Annotated in this window: 12 protein-coding genes; 5 read left to right on the top strand and 7 right to left on the bottom strand. The window is 47.9% G+C overall.

Going from position 1 to position 19470, the window contains the following annotated elements; genetic code table 11:
* The first annotated feature begins 60 nt into the window (after positions 1-60).
* Positions 61-1527, top strand: a complete 1467-nt coding sequence (gene pdxR, locus V7S65_RS12410) for a MocR-like pyridoxine biosynthesis transcription factor PdxR (RefSeq protein WP_336386906.1) — start codon at positions 61-63, stop codon at positions 1525-1527.
* Here the strand turns inward: pdxR and V7S65_RS12405 are convergent.
* Entirely contained in the window at positions 1521-4136 is a 2616-nt protein-coding gene (locus V7S65_RS12405; RefSeq protein WP_336386907.1) for a putative LPS assembly protein LptD, read from the bottom strand. The two genes, pdxR and V7S65_RS12405, sit on opposite strands and share 7 nt — an antisense overlap.
* An 89-nt stretch (positions 4137-4225) precedes the next feature.
* Here V7S65_RS12405 and V7S65_RS12400 point away from each other — a divergent pair, with 89 nt between their 5' ends.
* A complete protein-coding gene (locus tag V7S65_RS12400; protein WP_079470183.1) occupies positions 4226-4597 on the top strand; it encodes a winged helix-turn-helix transcriptional regulator in 372 nt (123 codons plus the stop codon).
* A gap of 18 nt (positions 4598-4615) precedes the next feature.
* Here the strand turns inward: V7S65_RS12400 and V7S65_RS12395 are convergent, their stop codons facing one another.
* The 5 genes from V7S65_RS12395 to V7S65_RS12375 are packed head-to-tail and all read right to left on the bottom strand — an operon-like array spanning position 4616 to position 12194.
* The gene (locus V7S65_RS12395; protein ID WP_079470182.1) at positions 4616-5017 is read right to left on the bottom strand and encodes a hypothetical protein; all 402 of its coding nucleotides are present in this window, start codon (positions 5015-5017) and stop codon (positions 4616-4618) included.
* A 24-nt stretch (positions 5018-5041) separates the two neighbouring features.
* Positions 5042-6439 carry a DUF4302 domain-containing protein gene (locus V7S65_RS12390; RefSeq protein WP_336386908.1) on the bottom strand — a complete coding sequence of 466 codons (1398 nt, stop codon included), beginning with the start codon at positions 6437-6439 and terminating at the stop codon, positions 5042-5044.
* Between the two features lie 26 nt (positions 6440-6465).
* Entirely contained in the window at positions 6466-7353 is an 888-nt protein-coding gene (locus tag V7S65_RS12385; RefSeq protein ID WP_159454307.1) for a substrate import-associated zinc metallohydrolase lipoprotein, read from the bottom strand.
* 33 nt (positions 7354-7386) lie between these two features.
* Positions 7387-8814, bottom strand: a complete 1428-nt coding sequence (locus V7S65_RS12380; protein ID WP_336386909.1) for a RagB/SusD family nutrient uptake outer membrane protein — start codon at positions 8812-8814, stop codon at positions 7387-7389.
* A 17-nt stretch (positions 8815-8831) separates the two neighbouring features.
* Complete coding sequence (locus tag V7S65_RS12375) at positions 8832-12194, bottom strand: SusC/RagA family TonB-linked outer membrane protein (protein WP_336386910.1); 3363 nt, start codon at positions 12192-12194, stop codon at positions 8832-8834.
* 378 nt (positions 12195-12572) lie between these two features.
* Between V7S65_RS12375 and V7S65_RS12370 the strand changes: the two genes are divergently transcribed.
* Positions 12573-13154, top strand: coding sequence for an RNA polymerase sigma factor (locus V7S65_RS12370; RefSeq protein ID WP_111577544.1), 582 nt, complete (start codon positions 12573-12575; stop codon positions 13152-13154).
* Positions 13155-13211: 57 nt separating this feature from the next.
* Here the strand turns inward: V7S65_RS12370 and V7S65_RS12365 are convergent, their stop codons facing one another.
* The gene (locus tag V7S65_RS12365) at positions 13212-15050 is read right to left on the bottom strand and encodes a hypothetical protein (RefSeq protein ID WP_336386911.1); all 1839 of its coding nucleotides are present in this window, start codon (positions 15048-15050) and stop codon (positions 13212-13214) included.
* Positions 15051-15574: 524 nt separating this feature from the next.
* Between V7S65_RS12365 and V7S65_RS12360 the strand changes: the two genes are divergently transcribed.
* Entirely contained in the window at positions 15575-16504 is a 930-nt protein-coding gene (locus tag V7S65_RS12360; protein ID WP_336386912.1) for a zeta toxin family protein, read from the top strand.
* A gap of 453 nt (positions 16505-16957) precedes the next feature.
* Positions 16958-19336: an ABC transporter permease gene (locus tag V7S65_RS12355; protein WP_336386913.1), complete on the top strand. Its 2379-nt coding sequence runs from the start codon at positions 16958-16960 to the stop codon at positions 19334-19336.
* Positions 19337-19470: the final 134 nt, after the last annotated feature.

The following is a 19470-nucleotide window of genomic DNA, read 5'->3' as shown; positions in this document are numbered from 1 at the left end:
CAAATTTACCGGCAACTGGAGTATCTTAGTAGTCCACTTTACAATTGTTAAGTAGTCCAGATGCTGCCATTTAAAACGCTCATACAAACAGATAAAACGCTGAAGCTGCCCGTGTACCAGCAAATCGCCAACCGGCTCATAGGGCTTATCCAGGAAGGGATCTTAAAGCCGGGGCTATACCTGCCCGGCAGCCGGGTGCTGGCGTTACAACTGGAGCTGCACCGGAAAACGGTGATTGCAGCGTATGATGAGCTGGTGAGCCAGGACTGGCTGGTGGCGGTACCGCGCAAAGGGGTGATGGTAGCAGGCAATTTACCGGTAATACGACCCCGGACTTATCGCGGCGCGGTATCTCCTTATGAAGATGCGGCGGCATTTTCGTTTCATCAGGCTCCTTCCATAACGCTGGCCAGTGTGAAGCCGGTTACCGGTGCACTGGTCGTCAATGATGGCTTCCCGGATGCACGGCTGGCGCCTCTTACCGACTGGGTAAAGGAATGCCGTTCGGTGATTGAAAGTCCTCGGTATCACAAGCTGCTGATGTATGGAGGCGCTACTGGCCTGGAATCGCTGCGCAAGCAAATGATGGAGTATCTTTCTGATACCCGCGGATTAAATATCAGTTTGCCGCATATCATGATTACCCGTGGCGCACAAATGGCTATTTACCTGGCTGCTGCATTACTCATTAAAAAAGATGACCTGGTGATTGTTGGTAGTCCGAACTATTTTTTCGCGGACCTCTGTTTTGAACAACGGGGCGCACAGCTGTTACGGGTGCCGGTAGATGAAGAAGGGATTGACGTAGATATGATTGAACAGTTATGCAGCAAACGGAAAATAAAGATGCTGTACCTGATTACGCATCATCACCATCCTACCACGGTTACGCTGAGTGCAGCGCGGCGAATGAAGCTGCTGGCGGTTATCCGGAAGTATAAACTGCCGGTGATAGAAGATGATTACGATTATGATTTCCACTATAGCTCGGCGCCTATTTTACCATTGGCCAGTGCAGATCATGGCGGTAATGTGATTTATATCGGGTCGTTTACAAAATCGCTGGGGCTGTCTATCCGTATCGGGTTTATGATTGCGCCTGCGGATTTTATTAAGGCCGCCGCCGACCTGCGCCGGCTGATGGACCTGCGCGGGGATAACCTTTCCGAACAGGCATTGGCCAATCTGTTTGAGGATGGTACCATCGACCGGCATCTTAAAAAATCAAATAAAATTTATAAAGAAAGACGGGACCTGCTTTGTCACTTATTGCGCACCAAACTTGGCGACGCGGTGAAGTTTACGGTTCCATCCGGCGGAATGGCTATCTGGTTGCGCTTCTCCAAAAAATATCCGCTGAAGAAAATTGCAGCAAAGGCAGCAGCACTTGGTTTGCAGATGACAAGCGGCGAGCAATACCACTACGGAGCTTCGTCGCAGAATGCGCTGCGTTTGGGTTTTGCGTCGCTCAACAATAAAGAAATTGCGGCGGTAGTAGGAACACTGGAAAAGGTGTTGTTCTACTGATCATAGAACTGCCTGGATCGGTTAAGCCGCAAATCCTTCAGGATGCTGGCTTTGGCGCTGATGGTGAAACTGAACTGCCGGTAAGTGCCAAACGGAATCAGGTTGATGGAGAGATTGAAATCGTGCAGATCGCGGGAGATATACATGTTGGTGTACGCGATTTGCATGTTGGTAAAATCGAAGCCGCTGTTCAAACCGATCTTCCATTTGGGTGTGAGACTAAAGTCGCCATTAAAACTCACATATTGGGTAATCCGCTTTACCACGCCGCCGGAGTCGGGGATGATGGTGTTGGTATAAGACAAACTATAAGAAAGATCTATGCGCCAGGGGATATCGAAATCCACGTATTCGCCCGGATTGTTACGCACCATCTGCAGCTGCCGCTGTTGCGCCGCAAAAGCGGCGTCTGCGCCCTGGACGTTTTGGAGGGAATCCATTTTTTGTTCTTTGGCGGCGCCCTTTTTATCTTTTGATTGGAAAGAAGTGCTCATGGAGATGCTGGCGTTGGTTAAACGACCCAGGCTGATTTTACCCTGCTGCCATACGTATTTATCGAGGCGGCGGCCACGGGCGTCTACCTGGTAGGGATCGAGGTTGCCGCTGGCGGAGATATTCAGTTTGTCGAACAGGTTGGTGCGGGCATATAAACTGAACGTAGATAATTTAAAGGAGTCGGCTACCAGGTTATAGCTGCCGTTGATCCCAAAACCATCCAGCAGTTTTATTTTCTTTTCATGACGTCCGGTTGTATCTTTTTTCGAGAATACTTTCATCTCCAGGTTATTATCCAGTCCGAAGTTAATACCTCCGAAAGCGCCTGGGGAAGGCACTCCTATGATGGCGCCATCGAAATCGGACACCATTTGTTTGTCGCCCTCCTTGTTGTACTGCAGCTCATGATAATACTGGCTGGAGAGATCCGGGCGGTAGCTTACACTCATCGTAGGCCGCATCACATGACGGATGGCTTTTATCTTCGAGTTTTTGTTAAACGTATACATGCCGTACATGGCAGTGGACAGCGACATGCTGGCGCTGATATCGCGGGCACTGTAAAAGCCCGGAATATAAGTGGTGTCAATAGCGCCACCCGCGGTGTCCGATCCGAGGTTCTTTTTATTGGGGTCCCACTTGCGGATAAGTTTCTTGGTGTACCAGTATTCTGTATAGTTGATGCCCGGTGATAACGTAAATGTTTTAAACACCGGGATCGAAAACGAGATCGGGATATTGTGCTGCATACCTGTTTGCATGGCGTCAAACATCGCTTGCTTTCCAAACAGGGAATCCTTGAAATTAGCCTGGTTACGCAGGATAGTATTATAAGAGATGCCGATTTTTTCGTACCACTTTGGTGTGCCCACCATTTCCTTTGGCTGGAAAGGGTAAATGGTGTTCACGGTGAAAGTCGCATCCGGGAAAGAGATGGACACATCGCGGGTGCTGAGGTTTTGCGAATGGTTCAATCCCATTGTAAGGTTATAGGGTTTGCCCTGCCAGGTTTTGGAGAACGTGATAGATGACCCGATGTTATTGTTTACGCGGGTATTGTAATCAAATACATTGTATTTGTTATAGGAAGATGTACCAAAGTTTACTGCCGCACCAAAGTTCACGCCGGGGCGGGCCTTGCTGTCCATACTGTGGTTCCAGGTTACGCGGAAATCTTTCGAGGTACTGAACTCTGATTTTACTTCCGGGTCGCCGAAGCGGGTGTTGGCAAAGTCGAAGTTAAAGCCCCCGTTGTATTTATATCTTTTCCGGTAGGTAGGACTGGCCTTGATCCCCCAGCTGCCGTACGAGTAGAGGTCTATCCGCGTGGTGAGGTCGAAGTTGTCGCCCAGGCCGAGATAGTACCCGCCGTTTTCCAGGCCGATTCCCTTTTGCTGGTTCACCACGTATTGTGGCGGCAGTATCCCTGAGCGTTGTCCCTGGGTGATGGGGAAAATGGCGAACGGGATAAACAAAGGTGTGGGAATGCCTTCAATTTCCAGGTTAGCCGGACCGGAGATCACCAGTTTATCGGGGATCACTTTTATTTTACGGGCGCGGAACTGGAAGTGTGGGGTATCGAGGTCGCAGGTGGTAAATGTATTTTTAAAGCCGAAGATGGTGTTGTCCGGCATCCGTTTGGACTGCTGGCTGGTGATAAATCCTTCTCCGTATACCGACCGGGTATTATAAATTTTTGCTTTACGGGTGGTAATATTAAACTGCATGGTATCTGACTCAAAGCTTTGCCCGTTGTCGGTCATAACAGGGCGGCCAATGGCTTTGCCGGCGGTGTCGTTTACTTTGGTGGCTTCCACCATGCCGTTTTCCTGGTCGAAGCTGATACGTTCCGCGGTGATGTTGGTTTCTTTGTATTTAGTATCGCCGCTACCGTACAGGAGTATACGTTTTTTGGGTATCTGCATTACGATGGAGTCTTTCGCTTTGTAATGGATGGGGGCATCCATGCTATCGGGTGAGGCGATGGGCAAGGTATCAGCGGGGAGGCTGTCCAAAGCATCCGGTGAAATAATGAGGGCCGTATGAGGCACGCCTGCGGCAATAAGAATGAGGGCAATCAGTAAAACCGAAAGTAGCTGGCAAAGTATTTTCATGTATGCAATTGGATGGCATCCGTTGAGCGAAAATAGTACCGGAATGGTTATGTTTGCCTCGTGTAACCGGTTACAAAAAGGATACTGACATGGAACATTTAAGCGAAAAGGAATGCAAATCAGCCGGGATGGCTGTAAGAGATACTTTAGAAACCATTAGCGGAAAATGGAAGCTGTTGCTACTTTTAACATTTTATAAAGGAGGCAGGCGTCGGTTCCGTGAGTTGGTGAAAGAATTAAACATTTCACCGAGGGTACTTTCAAAGGAATTGCAGGAGCTGGAAATGCATAAACTGGTAAGTCGTACGGTATGCGATACGCGGCCGGTGACAGTGGAATATGACATTACGCCCTACTGCAAAACACTGGCGCCGGTAATCAGTGCAATGAAAGAGTGGGGAGAGCAGCACCGCGCGGAAATTCTCGGCAAGAAAAATACAAGTGAAAACGGAGGGGAATAATCCCCTCCGTTTTTTATTTTAGTAGAATAATCCTCTCAACAGGTTTTTCTTATCGTCGAGTGGTGGCTTTGAGGCCATGAATGCGGACATCTGTTCGCTGTTCAGCACTGCGGCGAGTTTTGTTTTAAAGTCGTTGAACAGGGCAGGTTGCTGCTGCCTGTAAACGCTGAGGTCTTGTTTGTTAGCCAGCGCCAATGTTCTTTTGGCGTCGAGATAGTTCAGTATTATTTTATTTACCTGTGGTTTCTGCGCATCGGTCACCGCAATGTTTCTCAGGTAAATCATGCTATAATCGGTATTGGCCCTTGTTTGCTTATAGCCTTCCTTTACCTGGTTAACCGGCGACGGGGTACTTTGTTGGGCCTGTGCCAATTTGCCGCCCAGCAGGGTTATAACAGCTATGAAGAATATCTTTTTCATCTGATAAAAATTTTAATAATAAAATTACTGGTGGTTCCATGAGATCCAGCCCAGTGCATCGCCGGCAGTCACCATATCCATTGTAGTTCCATCTGCTTTACGTACAATATAAAAGCCTGCGGAGTTGGCAAAATAAGGCGGCGCTGTTTTACCGGTATTAAAAACGTTATTGGTAGAAATAATGGCCGGAGGATTCACGATTGGATCGCCGCCGTCGAGCATTTCGAAGGTAAGACGGCCACCACTCTGTAAATATGGATACGCCACTCCGCCCGCAAACAGGTAGGGGTAGCCGTTAGTAGCTCCTACGAAGAACGGCGACAACACATCGTAAAAGTCGCCACCGCCTGCATCTACCAGGCCCGGGTAATATACATACCTGTAGTAGGTTCGGCCCGGAAAGGTAAGTCCCCTGATATTGTAAGCGTCATCTACTCCGCTGATGTGGAAGCCCGGAATAGTAAGCCAGGGGTTGTCGACCCCTTCATTGTAGAAGGCGATCGCGATACCTGGTTCCGGCGATAGCGGCGCCAGAGCGGGCGCAATGGTAGCAGCAGTACCATTGACAGTGGCGCTGATGGTGCGGCTGCCTGCATTCCAAACGAGGTTGTCGAGGGAGCGAACCGTGAGTCCACCAACAGTAACGGGTTCCTGTAGTATGATGCTGGTGGGCGCGAACTGGCAGCCGACATTGGTAATGGTTTGACTGCCTGTTGTTTTAATATCGAACGACCTGCCGCCTACGCCGGGAGTTATTTCGAAGATGACACCGCCAACGTTCACCCGTTTGAAATATTCGAGGATCTTATTGAAGGTACTATAGGAACCGAATCCGCTGGTAGTAAACAGCGTTTGTTCTGCCTGCGTGGCCTTTACCATCACCGCTTCCGCCTGATTCAGGTTGCCTTTCAAACGGATGGTGTCTCCCAGTTCCGCTGCGGCTACGTTATCTGCAAAAGAAAATTCAAAATCGGTTCCCCATCCGAAGCCTGATCCGAAAGGACTGTTGGATATGCTACCATCCGGATCGCAGGGAAGGTGAACATAGCTATAGGTATCAAAGATCAGCGTTGGGCGTTGGTTAGCTTTGATGCGGTAGCCGGTATTGTTAAAAACAGTAGCAGCTCCCATGTTAAAATCCGACAGCATAGACACCTGGCTGTTTTTATCGAATTTCATATAATAGGAGAATACTGCTTTGGGCCCGTTGCGGGTAACGCCGCCATTGGTGGAGGTACCGTTGGTGTACTGGGTAACCACCCATCCGTAGGGGGCGTCGGTAAGCTTTTGCTGATAGGTGGCCAGGGCCTGTGCTATTCTCACATCCGTTGGTATCCCATCTATATTAAGGTCTGATTTCCTGTCGCACGCAGAGAGCATCACTGCTATGCCGAGGAAATAATATATCCATATCTTTTTCATAAATAATAATTCAGGGTGATCAACAATTATTGATAATAGGCGGCCAGGGCTCTGCGGCATTTGCGTTGCAGGGCATAAAAGTCGATAGACCACGACCGGGCAAAATAGTCCACCACCGCTGCTTCTTTTGCTTTGATGGCTTCATATCCATATGTTCCCGGACCATCTGTCTGATCGGCCAGAATTTTCTCATAGTTGTCGTATCCATCGTTGCCATTATCGGCGCCTATCAGGAGGGACGCGACCATTTCCACGAAATCTTCATTCGGGTCCGACTCTGCGTAGGCGGTAATGAACCCGTCCATCCGCGCTTCCTGGTCGGCGATATTATACCAGTTACCGGTGTACCGTGGTGTGATCTGTTTAAATGAAGGAGGCACCACAATATTCTGATTCAGGATATGGCCGAACTCGTGGTGCATGGTATGCCCCATCCGTTTCAGCGTATTGGAATCTTTTGCCTGGGTGGTGAAATTGTTAAATTCAAACAGCACCATGGAAGTACCGCCTTCCGCCTGGCCGAGAATAATGGAACCATTACTCAGGTATTGTGCGGAACCTGCTACTTTAAATGTTTTCGGCAGGTATTTTCTCAGGAAAACGGTGCTGCCGGTTTGATCATTATAAGGTCTGAAAGTAACCGCCAGCAAGGCTTTTAGTGCGGGGATCATTTTCTCTGCCTTTGGCGGAACAATTTCGTAAGGAAAGTCCAGCTGACCGGGCAGCCATTTATAATAAACGGCGATGTTATAAGGTACAGTCAGACTATCATGTATAAAGATATCTTCCAGCGTGTTGGCGGTAGAGTCGCCGCCGAGTCCAACGGGAGGTGTGGTAAGGTTCACCTTTTCTTTTTTGCACGCGCTCCCCATTAGTAGCAGGAAGAAGATGCCGGTGATGATATGTAGTTTCATTGGTTTCATTTTAAAAGGTTTACAACAGATGAATTATCGCGGATTCAATGCCATACCGTCGTTCACCGCTTCCGGCGGTAGCTGCAGCAATCGCCTTTTATCGCCGGGTACCAGGGTCGTGTTAAAATTGGGTGAGCCTGTATGTACTACCGGGATATCGAGACGAAGGATATCGAACCAGCGCAGACCTTCCTGCATGTAAGTGATCCTTTTCATAAAGAGCGTAGTTTCGATCATGGATTGATCCTGTGGCAAGCCATAGAAAGACATCATTTTTGCGATGGTTACGTTGTGGCTGGCTGGATTGTAGCCTGAGATATTTTTGCTTACCCAGGTATTCATGTCGGTAACAGCCGCGCTGTAATTCTTTAAACGGATATTAGCTTCAACCCGGTTCAGTAATACTTCATCCATGCTCAGGAGCGACATCACCGTAACGTCCGATTTGAATTTCGGGAAGTTAAAATACTGCGGACCTGCACCATAGATGCTGACTGCCAGGTTACCGCCGGTAACGTTGTTCGACAGGAAATATTCCTGGTTAATTTCAGAGCCTATCCCATAGCGGTAGCTGTAATAGTTGTCCGGATATTTTGTGCCGGGGGCTTCCTGCAGTAAAATATTGGCAGGATTAGATGCGTGGTTGTAGTATACCACCATATCATCGTACGACATGCCGTAGAATGCGTCCTGGTCGCGGATCAGGTTAGCTGGGTTGGCGCTGCCGAAAACAGCGGTGGAATGTGTTACCACTTTTGCATAATCCCGCTTGAATAAATAGAACCGTGCAGCAAAGGCGTTTGCAGCCTGGCGGGTGAAGTGATATTTGGGCGCGTTGGCATACAGTTCATCTTTCAGCAGGGGCAGGCCGGTGGTGAGGTCACTTTCAATTTTCTGGTATACGGCCGCCACGTTGCTCCGGTCATATTTATTGAAAACGGAAGTACTGATGGTGGTCATGTAGGGCACACCCGGATCGTTGGCCGCGGTAGCCGGATTATATGCTTTGGCAAACAGGGTAACCAGCATAAAGTGGGCATAGGCCCTGCATACGAGCGCTTCTCCTTTTTGTGCGGAATAATTTGCCGAGTCCGGACCGCTGCAATAGGACAATGCCTGGTTGGCCACTGCAATAGCAGCATAACAGGAGTCCCAGTAGGCAATAGGGCCATCGGCGGAAATATCATCTGCATCCTGGTACTTAAAAGTTTGGGTATTGATCAGGAAAGTTTGCGGATCAATACCTACCCCGGTGTTGCCTTTGTCTTCCACATTATCGCTCATTGCTTCGCAAAACAGCATATAACTGGCATGCGGATACGCAGTAGTGAGCAGCTGGGTAACCTGCTCCGGTGAGGTGATCACCGTCCTGTTATCGGGCAGTGTTTCGAGGTACTTCTTACAGCCAGGTATGGTTAGTACGGCGGTAAACAAGCCTATATAGATCAGTAGTTTTTTCATAATGAATACTTTTTGGATTAAAGGCTTACCCTCAGTGAAACGGTTACCTGTTTGTTGACAGGCATTGCTACCCCGCCGGTATTATAAAATTCCGGGTCCTGCCCGTGCAGGCGTTCATCGGCGTAGATAAGCCATAAGTTGTTTCCTGTAGCCGTGAGTGATCCGCCTTTTAACCCGATGCGACCCAGCAATGGTGCGGGGATCTGGTAACTGAGGGTCACTGATTTTAATCTTACAAATCCACCATCTGCTATGCGGTCGCTGGAAAAGTTGTAGTTGTTATACGGATAGGCGGTATTAGCCAGCAGATCTGTTTGTGTGTAGATGTCGGCCACGGAGGGGATATTTGTTTTTTTATCATCTCCGGGTAAACTCCATCGTCCTTTAAACTCATTTGGCAGCGAGTTAAAATCGGTGTAGTTGGTAGTGTATACCGGTGTAAGCCTGATCTTATTTCCTGCCTGGTAAGTAATGAGTGCGCTGAGGGAGAAATCCTTATACCGGAAGGTGTTGCTCCATCCGCCGGTGATGGTTGGATCGGCGGGGCCTTCATATTTCAGGTATTTCACATTATGGCTTTGCAGGTATACGCCGGACGAAACGGTGCCGGTGTCATTGATAAAGCGTGCTACGCCGGTATAGGGGTCCAGTCCTGCGTTTTGCAGGGAGAAGAGTCCGCGTACAGGGTAGCCTTCCAAAGCACCGCCGCCTTCACCTACCAGGTCGAAGATCACGGGGTTGTTCCTGGCGTTGGTGATGAGGGTATTGTTATAGCTGAAGATGAGGGTACTGGTAAGACCCACATTCTTTTGTGCAATGATTTTGCCGGTGAGCGCTACGTCCACACCATGAGATTTCATATCGGCATAGTTGGCGAATTGGTTTACCTGTCCGCCTACGCCGGAAGTTTTAATCAAACCGATCAGGTCAAAACTTTTTCTCCGGTAGTAGTCGAAGGTGAGTCCGAGTCTTTCTTCAAAAAATCCCATATCAGCGCCGAGGTCCAGTTCATACTTTTTCTCCCAGGTAAGATCCGAGTTTTCCAGTGCCTGTATGAGAATGGCGGTTTGCTGATCGGCAAGATATGGCCGGGCGGTAACAAACGACCGCAGGATGGCGGTGGTATTGGTGGCCGCGCCGGTGCTGGCGTTCAGGCCATAGCTGGCTTTGAGCATGAGGTGACTCACCGCTGAGGAATTTTTCAGGAAGTTTTCCTGGTCAAGGTTCCAGTTACCGGCAACGGTCCAGGTAGGCAGCCAGCGTGCGCTGGGGGAGCTGCCAAGCCTGTTGGAACCATCTTCGCGGACGGTGGCCTGGAGGGTGTATTTATTTTTATAGGTATAACTGGCGTTGGCATAAAATGCGGTGAACCGGTCGTAGTCGTTGCTTACCCCGTAGTAGGTTTTATTTTTCTCTGTCATTTTTTTGATGAAGAGATAATCTACAAAGGGTGTTCCGCCGCTGTTATACTGATAACCTACGCCTATGTTGTTGGACGTTTGGCGATCGGCGTATTTTACTTCCTGTCCTATCAGCGCGGCTACCTGGTGTTCATCATCGTTGAACGACTGGTTATAGTTAAACTGGTTACGGAAAGTATAATTTTTCAGTTCCACATCATTTCTCCGGTAAAATCCTCCGTAGGGCAGTACTACTACTGCCGGGTCGTTGGGGAAGTCCGGATTTTTGTAGAGGAATGGATTCCGCTGGTTGATAATGCTGTTGCCGTTGGCGCGGTAGGCATTGGCCTCATTGGATTTTTCGTTTGACTTATGTTCCGCACTTGTCCGGGCGTAGCGGATGGCGCCGGTAAAGTCATAGTTGAAGTGGGAATTGAATTTATAATTGAGGTTGCCCTGTAACCTGAAATCGATGACGTTGAGGTCTGTAAAATTATTTCTCGTTTCGTCAATGATATTAAAGGGGGCAAAGTTCCGCGTGAAGTATTCAAGTTGGCCGTTTTCGTCGTATGCTCTGAGCGCCCTGCTGGTGCTGAGTGCATAGGAGAAGGGGTTAATGTCGAAGTCCCTGGTATAGGTACCCTGTACCTTGTCCGATACGCGGTCTTCCGTACCTGGTGCGCGTTGCTGGCGTACGTTACCATTAATCTGGAGGCCGTAGCTCAGTTTATTATTAGGCGTATAGTTGGCGCGCATGTTTACCGTATATCGTTTCACGTTATCAGCGATGGTCCAGCCGGCGTCGTTGTAGAAGCTGGTGGAGAGATAGAGCTGTGACTTCTCGCTACCGGTAGACAGGCTCAGTGAGTGTTCCTGTGTGAGGGAATTCCGGAACAGGATATCGAACCAGTCGGTGTTGGCGTTGGCGTATTGCATGAGCCATTGCTGCCGTGCCTGCGGGGTATTCAGTACAGAAAATTTATCGCTGCCATCGGGATATTGAAGGAGGCGGCCCAGTTTTCCGTAGATACCTGAAGTTGGTTCGTTGATCTGTTCGGAATACTGGAGCAGTTGTTTACGTTCCAGTTCCGCGTATACCGACATCTGGTCGGCAGAGTTCATGATATCGTAGTTTTCGTAGGAGGGTTTCAGTTGTACGCCGAAGTTGCCGGTGTAAGAAACTGCGGCCCTGCCTGCCTTACCTTTTTTGGTGGTGATAACGATTACGCCGTTCATGGCGCGGGCGCCATAGAGAGCGGTAGCAGCGGCATCTTTCAGGATGTCGAAGGTTTCAATATCGTTGGCATTCAGTCCGGCTACGGCAGAACCCAGGAGGGTATTGATATTACCACTGGAGAGCTGTTCGTTGGAAACGTTTACGATATCTTCCAGCACTACGCCGTCTACTACCCACAGTGGTTTGTTTTCACCGGAGATAGAGGTAGCGCCGCGGATACGTACTTTAGGGGCGGAACCGAAGGTGCCGGAAACATTTTGTACGCTCACACCGGCAGCGCGGCCTTCCAGCATACGGCTCACATCCTGTACGCCGTCTATTTTCACATTATCGCCTTTGAGGGTAACGGCGGCGCCGGCAAATTTTTTACGGTCGATATTCTGGAAACCGGTTACCACCACACCTCCCAGCTCTGTTACATCTTCTTCAAGGGAAATAACCAGGTTAGCGGTGGCCCTTACTTCCCGGGTTTTATAGCCTACGGCAGATATTACCAGCGTGGCGCCATCCGGTACATCCAGGTCAAATGCACCTGCCGCATTGGTAATAGCGCCTCTTGTAGTACCCTTTACTTTTACCGAGGCGCCGGGTAATGGTTCCCCTTTATTGTTGCGGATAATGCCATGCACAGGGGTTGCCGCTTTCACGGTTTGCCGCAATGGGCCGGGCGGGAGTTTTTCCAGGGAATCCCTGGCGCTTGCCTGCAAAGAAAGCGCGAGCAGAAAAAGGGACAGTAGCTTCATAGTTAACAGCGATTTAATTGAATATAATCCGGGCAATGTAGGGTAGGGAAACGCACCCAGCTTTCTACATCTCTTGGTTGAATGCATATGAGGCAATAAGGGTTTAATCTTATATTCTGGTTGATATCACTATACCTTCCCGGCAGTATTATTGATGGCTCCGACTTGATAAAAAAGCAAAAACTTACCGGGGATCTTATCTACATCAGTACATTATCATAGTGTATAAGGCTAATTTAACTAAAATTATTATACCATTGAGAGCAAAAAAAGAAGAACGGTCAATTTCGTCCCGGCAGCGGTTACGCATTTTGCCGTAAACGATTTTTACTGTATTTTGCCCCCTCGTTATGGAACTAATCCCATTATTCCAACATCATGCATGATAATGAATTATGGTACTCCTATAAAGAAGGAGATGTAAAAGCCCTGGAAGGATTATATGAACTGTATTATTCCCCGCTCACGAACTACGGATTTAAATTTACGCCCGATAATGTATGCATAGAAGAAAGCATGCAGGATCTTTTCCTGAAGCTATGGCAAAACAGGGAGCGTATTGAAAGTCCGGCGGTGGTAAAGCAGTATCTGTATCTTTCTTTCCGGCGTATCCTGCTTCGTAAGCTGGAGTACAACCCTTCGCGGCATGAAGAAGAGTTGAGTGGGGAACATATTCCTTTTCAACTGGAACTGATTGGTGGGCATCCGATGGTGAGGAAAGAACGCATGGAGGAACTTACTGCCAAAGTAGATATGTTGCTCAACATTTTAACTAACCGGCAACGGGAAGCGGTATTCCTGAAATACTATGAGGATCTTTCCTATGAAGAGATCGCTGACATTATGCACATGAATATTGTTGGCGCGTACAAGCTGATATACCGTGCGCTTGAAAGTTTACGTGAGCAGTTTGGGGACTTCACTTTACTCCTGATCCTTTATGTGTTAAAACGGGCGTGACAATTGAAATTAGAAGATAAAAAAAGCAGCGAAGATTTTCTTCGCTGCTTTTTTATGTTACGCTGTTTTGCAGAAAGCAATATGATCATGTACCAGTGGTATTTTCTGATAGCCGTTGGTAAGACCTAATTGCAGATCCAGCCAGAGAATATACGCGCAGGGTTCCATACCGGCGGTAGAGAATACCAGGCTGTTGTTGTGGTATTCCGCTGCTGCCGGTGGCGGGCCGCCGTGGAAGGATGCCGGGAGTACGGGGTTGCCTTCAAAGCGGAGGGTAAATGCTTCGATATGCGGGTGGGCAATGGTGTATTGTGCGGTAACGGTGGTGGTGATACCTCCGCAGCCGTGGCCGCTGCCGGTAGTTTCCCCGATTTCGAGCATGGCTGCTGCGAGGATATTTTCATCGCCGGTGTAGCCCCATCCCGGGTGTCTTCTTTGTTTATAATTTACATTGGATACTACAATTTTCTCCAGTGTATTGATGGCGGTGAGTGTGGTGGTACCTACTTTCCGGGCTTCGAAGATAATTTTGAAAGTATGGATGCCTGCTCTTTGTGCGGGTGGCACGGCGTTGCCGGCCACGAGCACAGCGGGTGAGGTGAGATCAAAATTATCCCTTGCGAAGGCCGTGCCGGCGGCATTGAGTGCCAGCTGCGCAGTATTGAGAATAGCCAGTACGCCATTGGTAGGGGTGAAGATACCGGTGGTTAAGTTATTGCCGCGCGGTACGGGAATCCATACTTCACCTGCGCTGTTGAGGGCGGGGGTAACAATTACCGCTTCGTGCGTCCAGGTGGTGGGGCCGGTTTGTTTCAGCAGTTCGCCGATCTTAAATGGCAGCAGGGCGCTGAGCACCTGTGTGGCGCTGAGTTCGTAGCTGGTGTCGGCGTTGATGATACGGAAGCGGTATTCCATTTCATTGGAGTTGGTGCCGCTTGGCAGGGTGCCGTTGAGATCGAGCGGGCCGTAGAAGGAGAGACGGGGTACATCGGTGGTGTAACCCTGTGCATCAAACTGGGCGCCGGTAGGGCCTATGTCGTACGCGCCTACTCTTTCAAAGAGGGCGGGTACTTCATTGTTGGGAGTGATATCGTCTGGTACGCAGAGTTCTATGCAGAAGCAGGGACCGCGGTTGGTGCGGTCGGCGCGGTGGCCTACGTTGCGGTCTTCCTTTAGCAGTACGGCGCCTGATACAGGTTCCGTGATGCTGAAATAAAGATCGGGGCCAGCGGGCCATTCTACATTAAGCCAGGGCGACAGGAGCGTTTGGCTGAAGTCGGCCATTGTATAGTCTATCCTGAAATGGCCGGTGGCATCGGTGAGCTGGCTGCCGAGAGGATCGTCCTGGAGCCAGTCTACATCAAAAGCGGCTACCCGTAAGCCTTGCAGGGGCTTCTGGGTTTTACAGTTGATCACACGGCCGCAGATCACCCATGCATCATATTTAGCGCGGATGAGGCACCACCAGCGGTTTGGGATTACATATTCCCAGGAAGCGAAGAAATCATTTTCCTGTCCGCGCCACCGTGGCTGGAGCGTGGTGATGTGGAACTGGAGGGTAGGCAATGTGCCGGGGTAAGGTTTGGGGCGTGGTACATTGCCGCATTCGAAGTCGATTTCAAAGGCTTCGCCTTCATACTTACTTTCTCTTCCGAGAGAAAAGGCGAAGTTGCCTTCTGCATCCGTGAGGGTTTCTGCCAGCAGGTTGCCGGCTTTCTTTTTGGCTTCTTCGGCGGATACTTCGTGAAAAGTTTCTTTCTCCGCAGCAGTGGCCTGCAGGATTACTTCCCGGGAAACGGCTGCCCGGTAAAGCCTGATCTTAACGTTGGCAATGGCTTCTATGCAGTATTTGTCGCACAGAAGGCCCTTTAAATTGCCTTTAAACTGGTAACTCATGACATTTTATTTTGGGGTTATTTTAAATCTAAAGCAGGTGCTTTTGGGGTGTTCTTCATTAGAATTTTTGGGGACTGTTTGTGCTGTTATAATGGCGCCTGCTTCTTTAACAAATCTCCACCTAAATTCCTTCGTTATCAAGAGGATAAGTGCGGGAATTGCCAAATGCGTATATATCGCGCGGTGGCGGGAAAGCGCTGATAAGTGGAAAGGTATTTCGGGTATCCGGGATAAAAGCGCTTTTTTGCCGGTCAGGTAATATTTTTTTACAGATTTATAGAAAGATGATCAGCGTTTGCTGGTCATCTTTTTTATGTTAATCATTTTCTTTTAACCTGTTTCTTACGGGTGATTTGCATTGGCAGGGTACATTTGTTAACGATATTGTTTAACCCACAAAAACTTAGATGAATGCCGGAAGATATTGGATGTGCGCCGATATTAAGAGGCCATGACGATGGAAGTTTTCCTGAAATAAGTGTTCAGTTGAGTAGTGGAATGTATCTGAAAATGATTGTTAGTTGATGAGCCAGAAATATTCGAGAGTTTTAATAGAGGAGAAGCAAGTAGAATTCTTTTTAAGGCATGTACTTGATTTTGATCCATCCAGCTTGGAAGGAATTATTCCCGGTATAGTTGCAGGTGAAATCGGCATACTGAATGTGCCCTATGAAATGCAGACATATTCAGGAAATGAATATAGGGATAAGAGATTTTTTGATGAGCCTTCCAGGGAAAAACTGAGGGTTACAATTGTTGATGAATTACTGTCAAAGACCAGATTAGCCGACGATGAAGATATTTGTTTAGGAAAAGGTGGGGCGCTGCCTGTTGGTGGCATTATCAGTAACAGGAAAGCATTTATATTGATTGGGTTACCGGCTTCAGGGAAATCATCTATTGCGTGCCGTATGGCTGACAACTTTGGCGCAATAATTTTGGATGCAGATTTTGCAAAGAGAAAACTGCCGGAATATTCAAGATATCCATTTGGTGCCTCATTGGTGCATGAGGAATCTAGTAAGATCATTTCAAATCCAGATCCGATAGTGCCTTCTTTAACACTGAGGTCAATTGATTTGGGCTATAACATTCTGTTGCCGAAAATTGGTCAGGACGTAAATGCAATAATTGATTTGGCGGCGTTTTTACATTTTAAAAGATACGAGGTGCATTTGACTTTGGTTTCTCTTTTGAGACAGAAGGCAACTATCCGCGCAATTCATAGATTTCATGAAACAAAACGGTACGTTCCTATTGGATTGATATTCGACGGTTATGGAAATGATCCATGTTTGACCTACTATTTAATAAAAAATAAATTATATAGCTTTATTTCCAGTTATGGCGCAATTTCTACAGATGTTCCAAAGGGGCAACTGCCTTATTGTATTGATTTATTGAACGATAACCCTGCAAAGCTGTTCGAATTCCGTGAAAATATCTTAATTTAGTTGAGTATGAAAAGGAAATATCTTGCAAAATTGGGAAGAACAAAGAAAGTTGATATCCTTTCAAAGAAAATGAGAATCACATTGAGATCAAAACAAAATGATCTCCGGACAGGAGATGATCTATATCAACGGTATTCCTCCATTATGTCTTATTACTACAACTCGGAAGCCTCAGAAATCAGGGATTTGATCAATGCAGGTAGTACGGGAAAGAATACTAAATAAGTTTGCAGCAACACATTATTCAAACAGGGGTTCTCCACATCGGAAAGCCCCTGTTTCTTTTTACTGCCTTGTCCATTTCCGGACACCCCTGTCTTAAATCCGGACAGATTATAATTTTCACGTATTCAATTCCGCCTGATCCTAACACTTCTACCCACTGGCATTTTCTTCGCAGCAGCCCTACGATCCCGTGAGATTGATATCTTTCAAAATCCAACTTTCCTGCTGATGCTTAAAAACTATCTCAAAATTGCCTGGCGCAATCTCTGGAGAAATAAAGTTTTTTCTTTTATCAATGTAATGGGCCTCACTATTGGTCTTACTGCCTGCTTCTTCATTTTCCTCTATGTACGTTTTGAACTGAGCTATGATAAATTTCACAGCAAAGGAGATCGTATCTACCGCGTTATCTGTGATATAAAAACGCCCAGTGAAATGATCAGGAGCGGAAGTACGCCCTGGCCGTTTGGTCCGGATATGCAGCACGATTTCCCGGAAGTGGAAGCATTTACACGGTTTAGCGGAGCCAATTTGCTGGTAAAGAAAGGCAACCTGAGTTTCCAGGAAGAGCATTCGTTGTTTGCCGATTCATCTCTCTTCCGGGTATTTGATTTTAAACTCATTTATGGTAACCCTGCCACAGCGCTGAAAGAAGTGAATAGTGTGGTGCTGAGTAAAACAGCGGTGAAGAAATATTTCGGGGATACAGATCCCGTAGGACAAACCGTGCAACTGACCGGCGCTTTGGTACCGGCTACCATTACAGGTGTGATGGAAGACATGCCACAAAATTCCCAGATCAAAGCAGATATGCTGGTGTCGATGTCTACTTTGGTAAGTATGAACCCACGTATCGATAAGGCATGGGGCAATTTTGGCGCAAATACTTTCCTGCTGCTGAAGCCTAATGCAGATCCTGCCGCGCTGACAGCCAAGTTCCCGGACTTTGTAGAGCGGCACAATGGCGATGAGAGAAGAAAGGCCAAAATGTTTTATACCGTTTTGCTGCAGCCGCTGGAACAGATCTACCTGCATTCCGACCGGGACTCTTTTGAAAACGGTAGTATAACGAATGTGTACATTTTTTCCATTATTGCCATTTTTATATTGTTTATCGCCTGTATTAACTTCATCAATCTCACCACTGCAAGGTCGGTAGAGCGTGCAAAGGAGATCGGCATACGTAAAGTGGTGGGCGCTACGCGGGTGGAGCTGATCCGGCAGTTTATCGGGGAATGTGTGCTGTTGTGTTTAATGGCGTTTGTATTCACGGTGGTATTATTCGTAGCATTGCTGCCATCTTTTAACCTGCTGGCAGGAAAAACGGTCAGTACCGGTTTATTTGCCAATGCCTGGTATATCGGGGCATTGCTGGCAGCCGCCGTTGGCATTGGCTTACTGGCAGGTGTGTATCCGGCGCTGGTGCTGTCGTCCTTTAAACCGGTAACGGTGCTGAAAGGCCGGTTTTCTACCGGTACCAAAGGTATTTTTCTTCGCAAAGGACTGGTGGTAACACAATTTGCTATTTCCATTGCACTGATCACAGGTACTATTGTGGTGTATTTGCAAATGCATTATGTGCATAGTAAAGACCTGGGCTTTAATAAGGACCAGGTGCTGGTGATAGATACACATGGCGACCCGGCAAAACATACATTCAGAACATCTATTGAAGATATTCCGAAAGTAAATTCCGTTACCATTTCATCAGGTATTCCCGGCGGAGAAACCAATGGCGCTTATTCAGAAATACAGAATAAACAAGGGGATATGCAGGTAGCCAACCTGGACCTGTATTCCGTAGATTACAATTTTTTGCAGCAATATAAAATGAAGATAGTAGCCGGGCGCGGATTCTCCCGCGACTATGGCAGCGATTCTTCCCATGCCCTGGTGATCAATGAGGCGGCCGCAAAGCTGTTTGGTTACGCTACTCCCGATGAGGCTATCGGCAGGGGCTACCGGCAATGGGGCCACGAAGGCACCATCATAGGCGTGGTAAAGGATTTTCATTTCCGCTCGCTGCAGCAGGATATCAAACCGCTTACCATCCGGATGGAACCGCAGGATTGTGAAGTGGTGTCAGTGAACGTAGCTCCGGGAGATCTGTCGGGTACCATCGCGGCTATTGAGCGTAAGTGGAGAAGCCTGATGCCTAACCGGCCATTCAGTTATTATTTCCTGGACGAGTTCTTCGACAGGCAATACCGTACGGAAGAACGGTTTGGTAAACTCTTTTTCAATTTTGCCTTACTGGCTATTATTATTTCTTGTCTTGGTTTACTCGGACTGGCCTCCTACAGCGCTATGCAACGTACGCGGGAAATCGGCATCCGTAAGGTAATGGGCGCATCTGTAACAGATATCGTGAACCTGTTATCAAAAGAATTTCTTAAACTGGTATTAATCTCTTTTGTGATAGCCACACCGGTAGCCTGGTATTTTATGCACAAATGGCTGCAGGTATTTGCCTACCGGATCAGTATCGGCTGGTGGGTATTTGCCGTATCCGGCATTATTGCGGGTATCATCGCTATTGGCACCATCAGCTACCAGGCGTTGAAAGCCGCGCTGGCAGACCCGGTGAAAAGTATGCGGGCAGAATAGCGTTAGCAGTTCCGGAAAAATTATTCTTATCTTATCATGAGCACCCTGCTCCGGGGAAATTAACGCGTTTATTAATGCGTTAACGGCTTTTTTTTGTCTTTTTTTTCCGGAAACCACCCGGATTAATCTTTTAT

The organism is Chitinophaga sp. CCNWYY40 (genome assembly GCF_037483205.1).
GTDB lineage: Bacteria > Bacteroidota > Bacteroidia > Chitinophagales > Chitinophagaceae > Chitinophaga > Chitinophaga ginsengisegetis.
The sequence above is the reverse complement of the archived record's forward strand: the minus strand, read 5'-3'. Positions and strand labels throughout refer to the sequence as shown.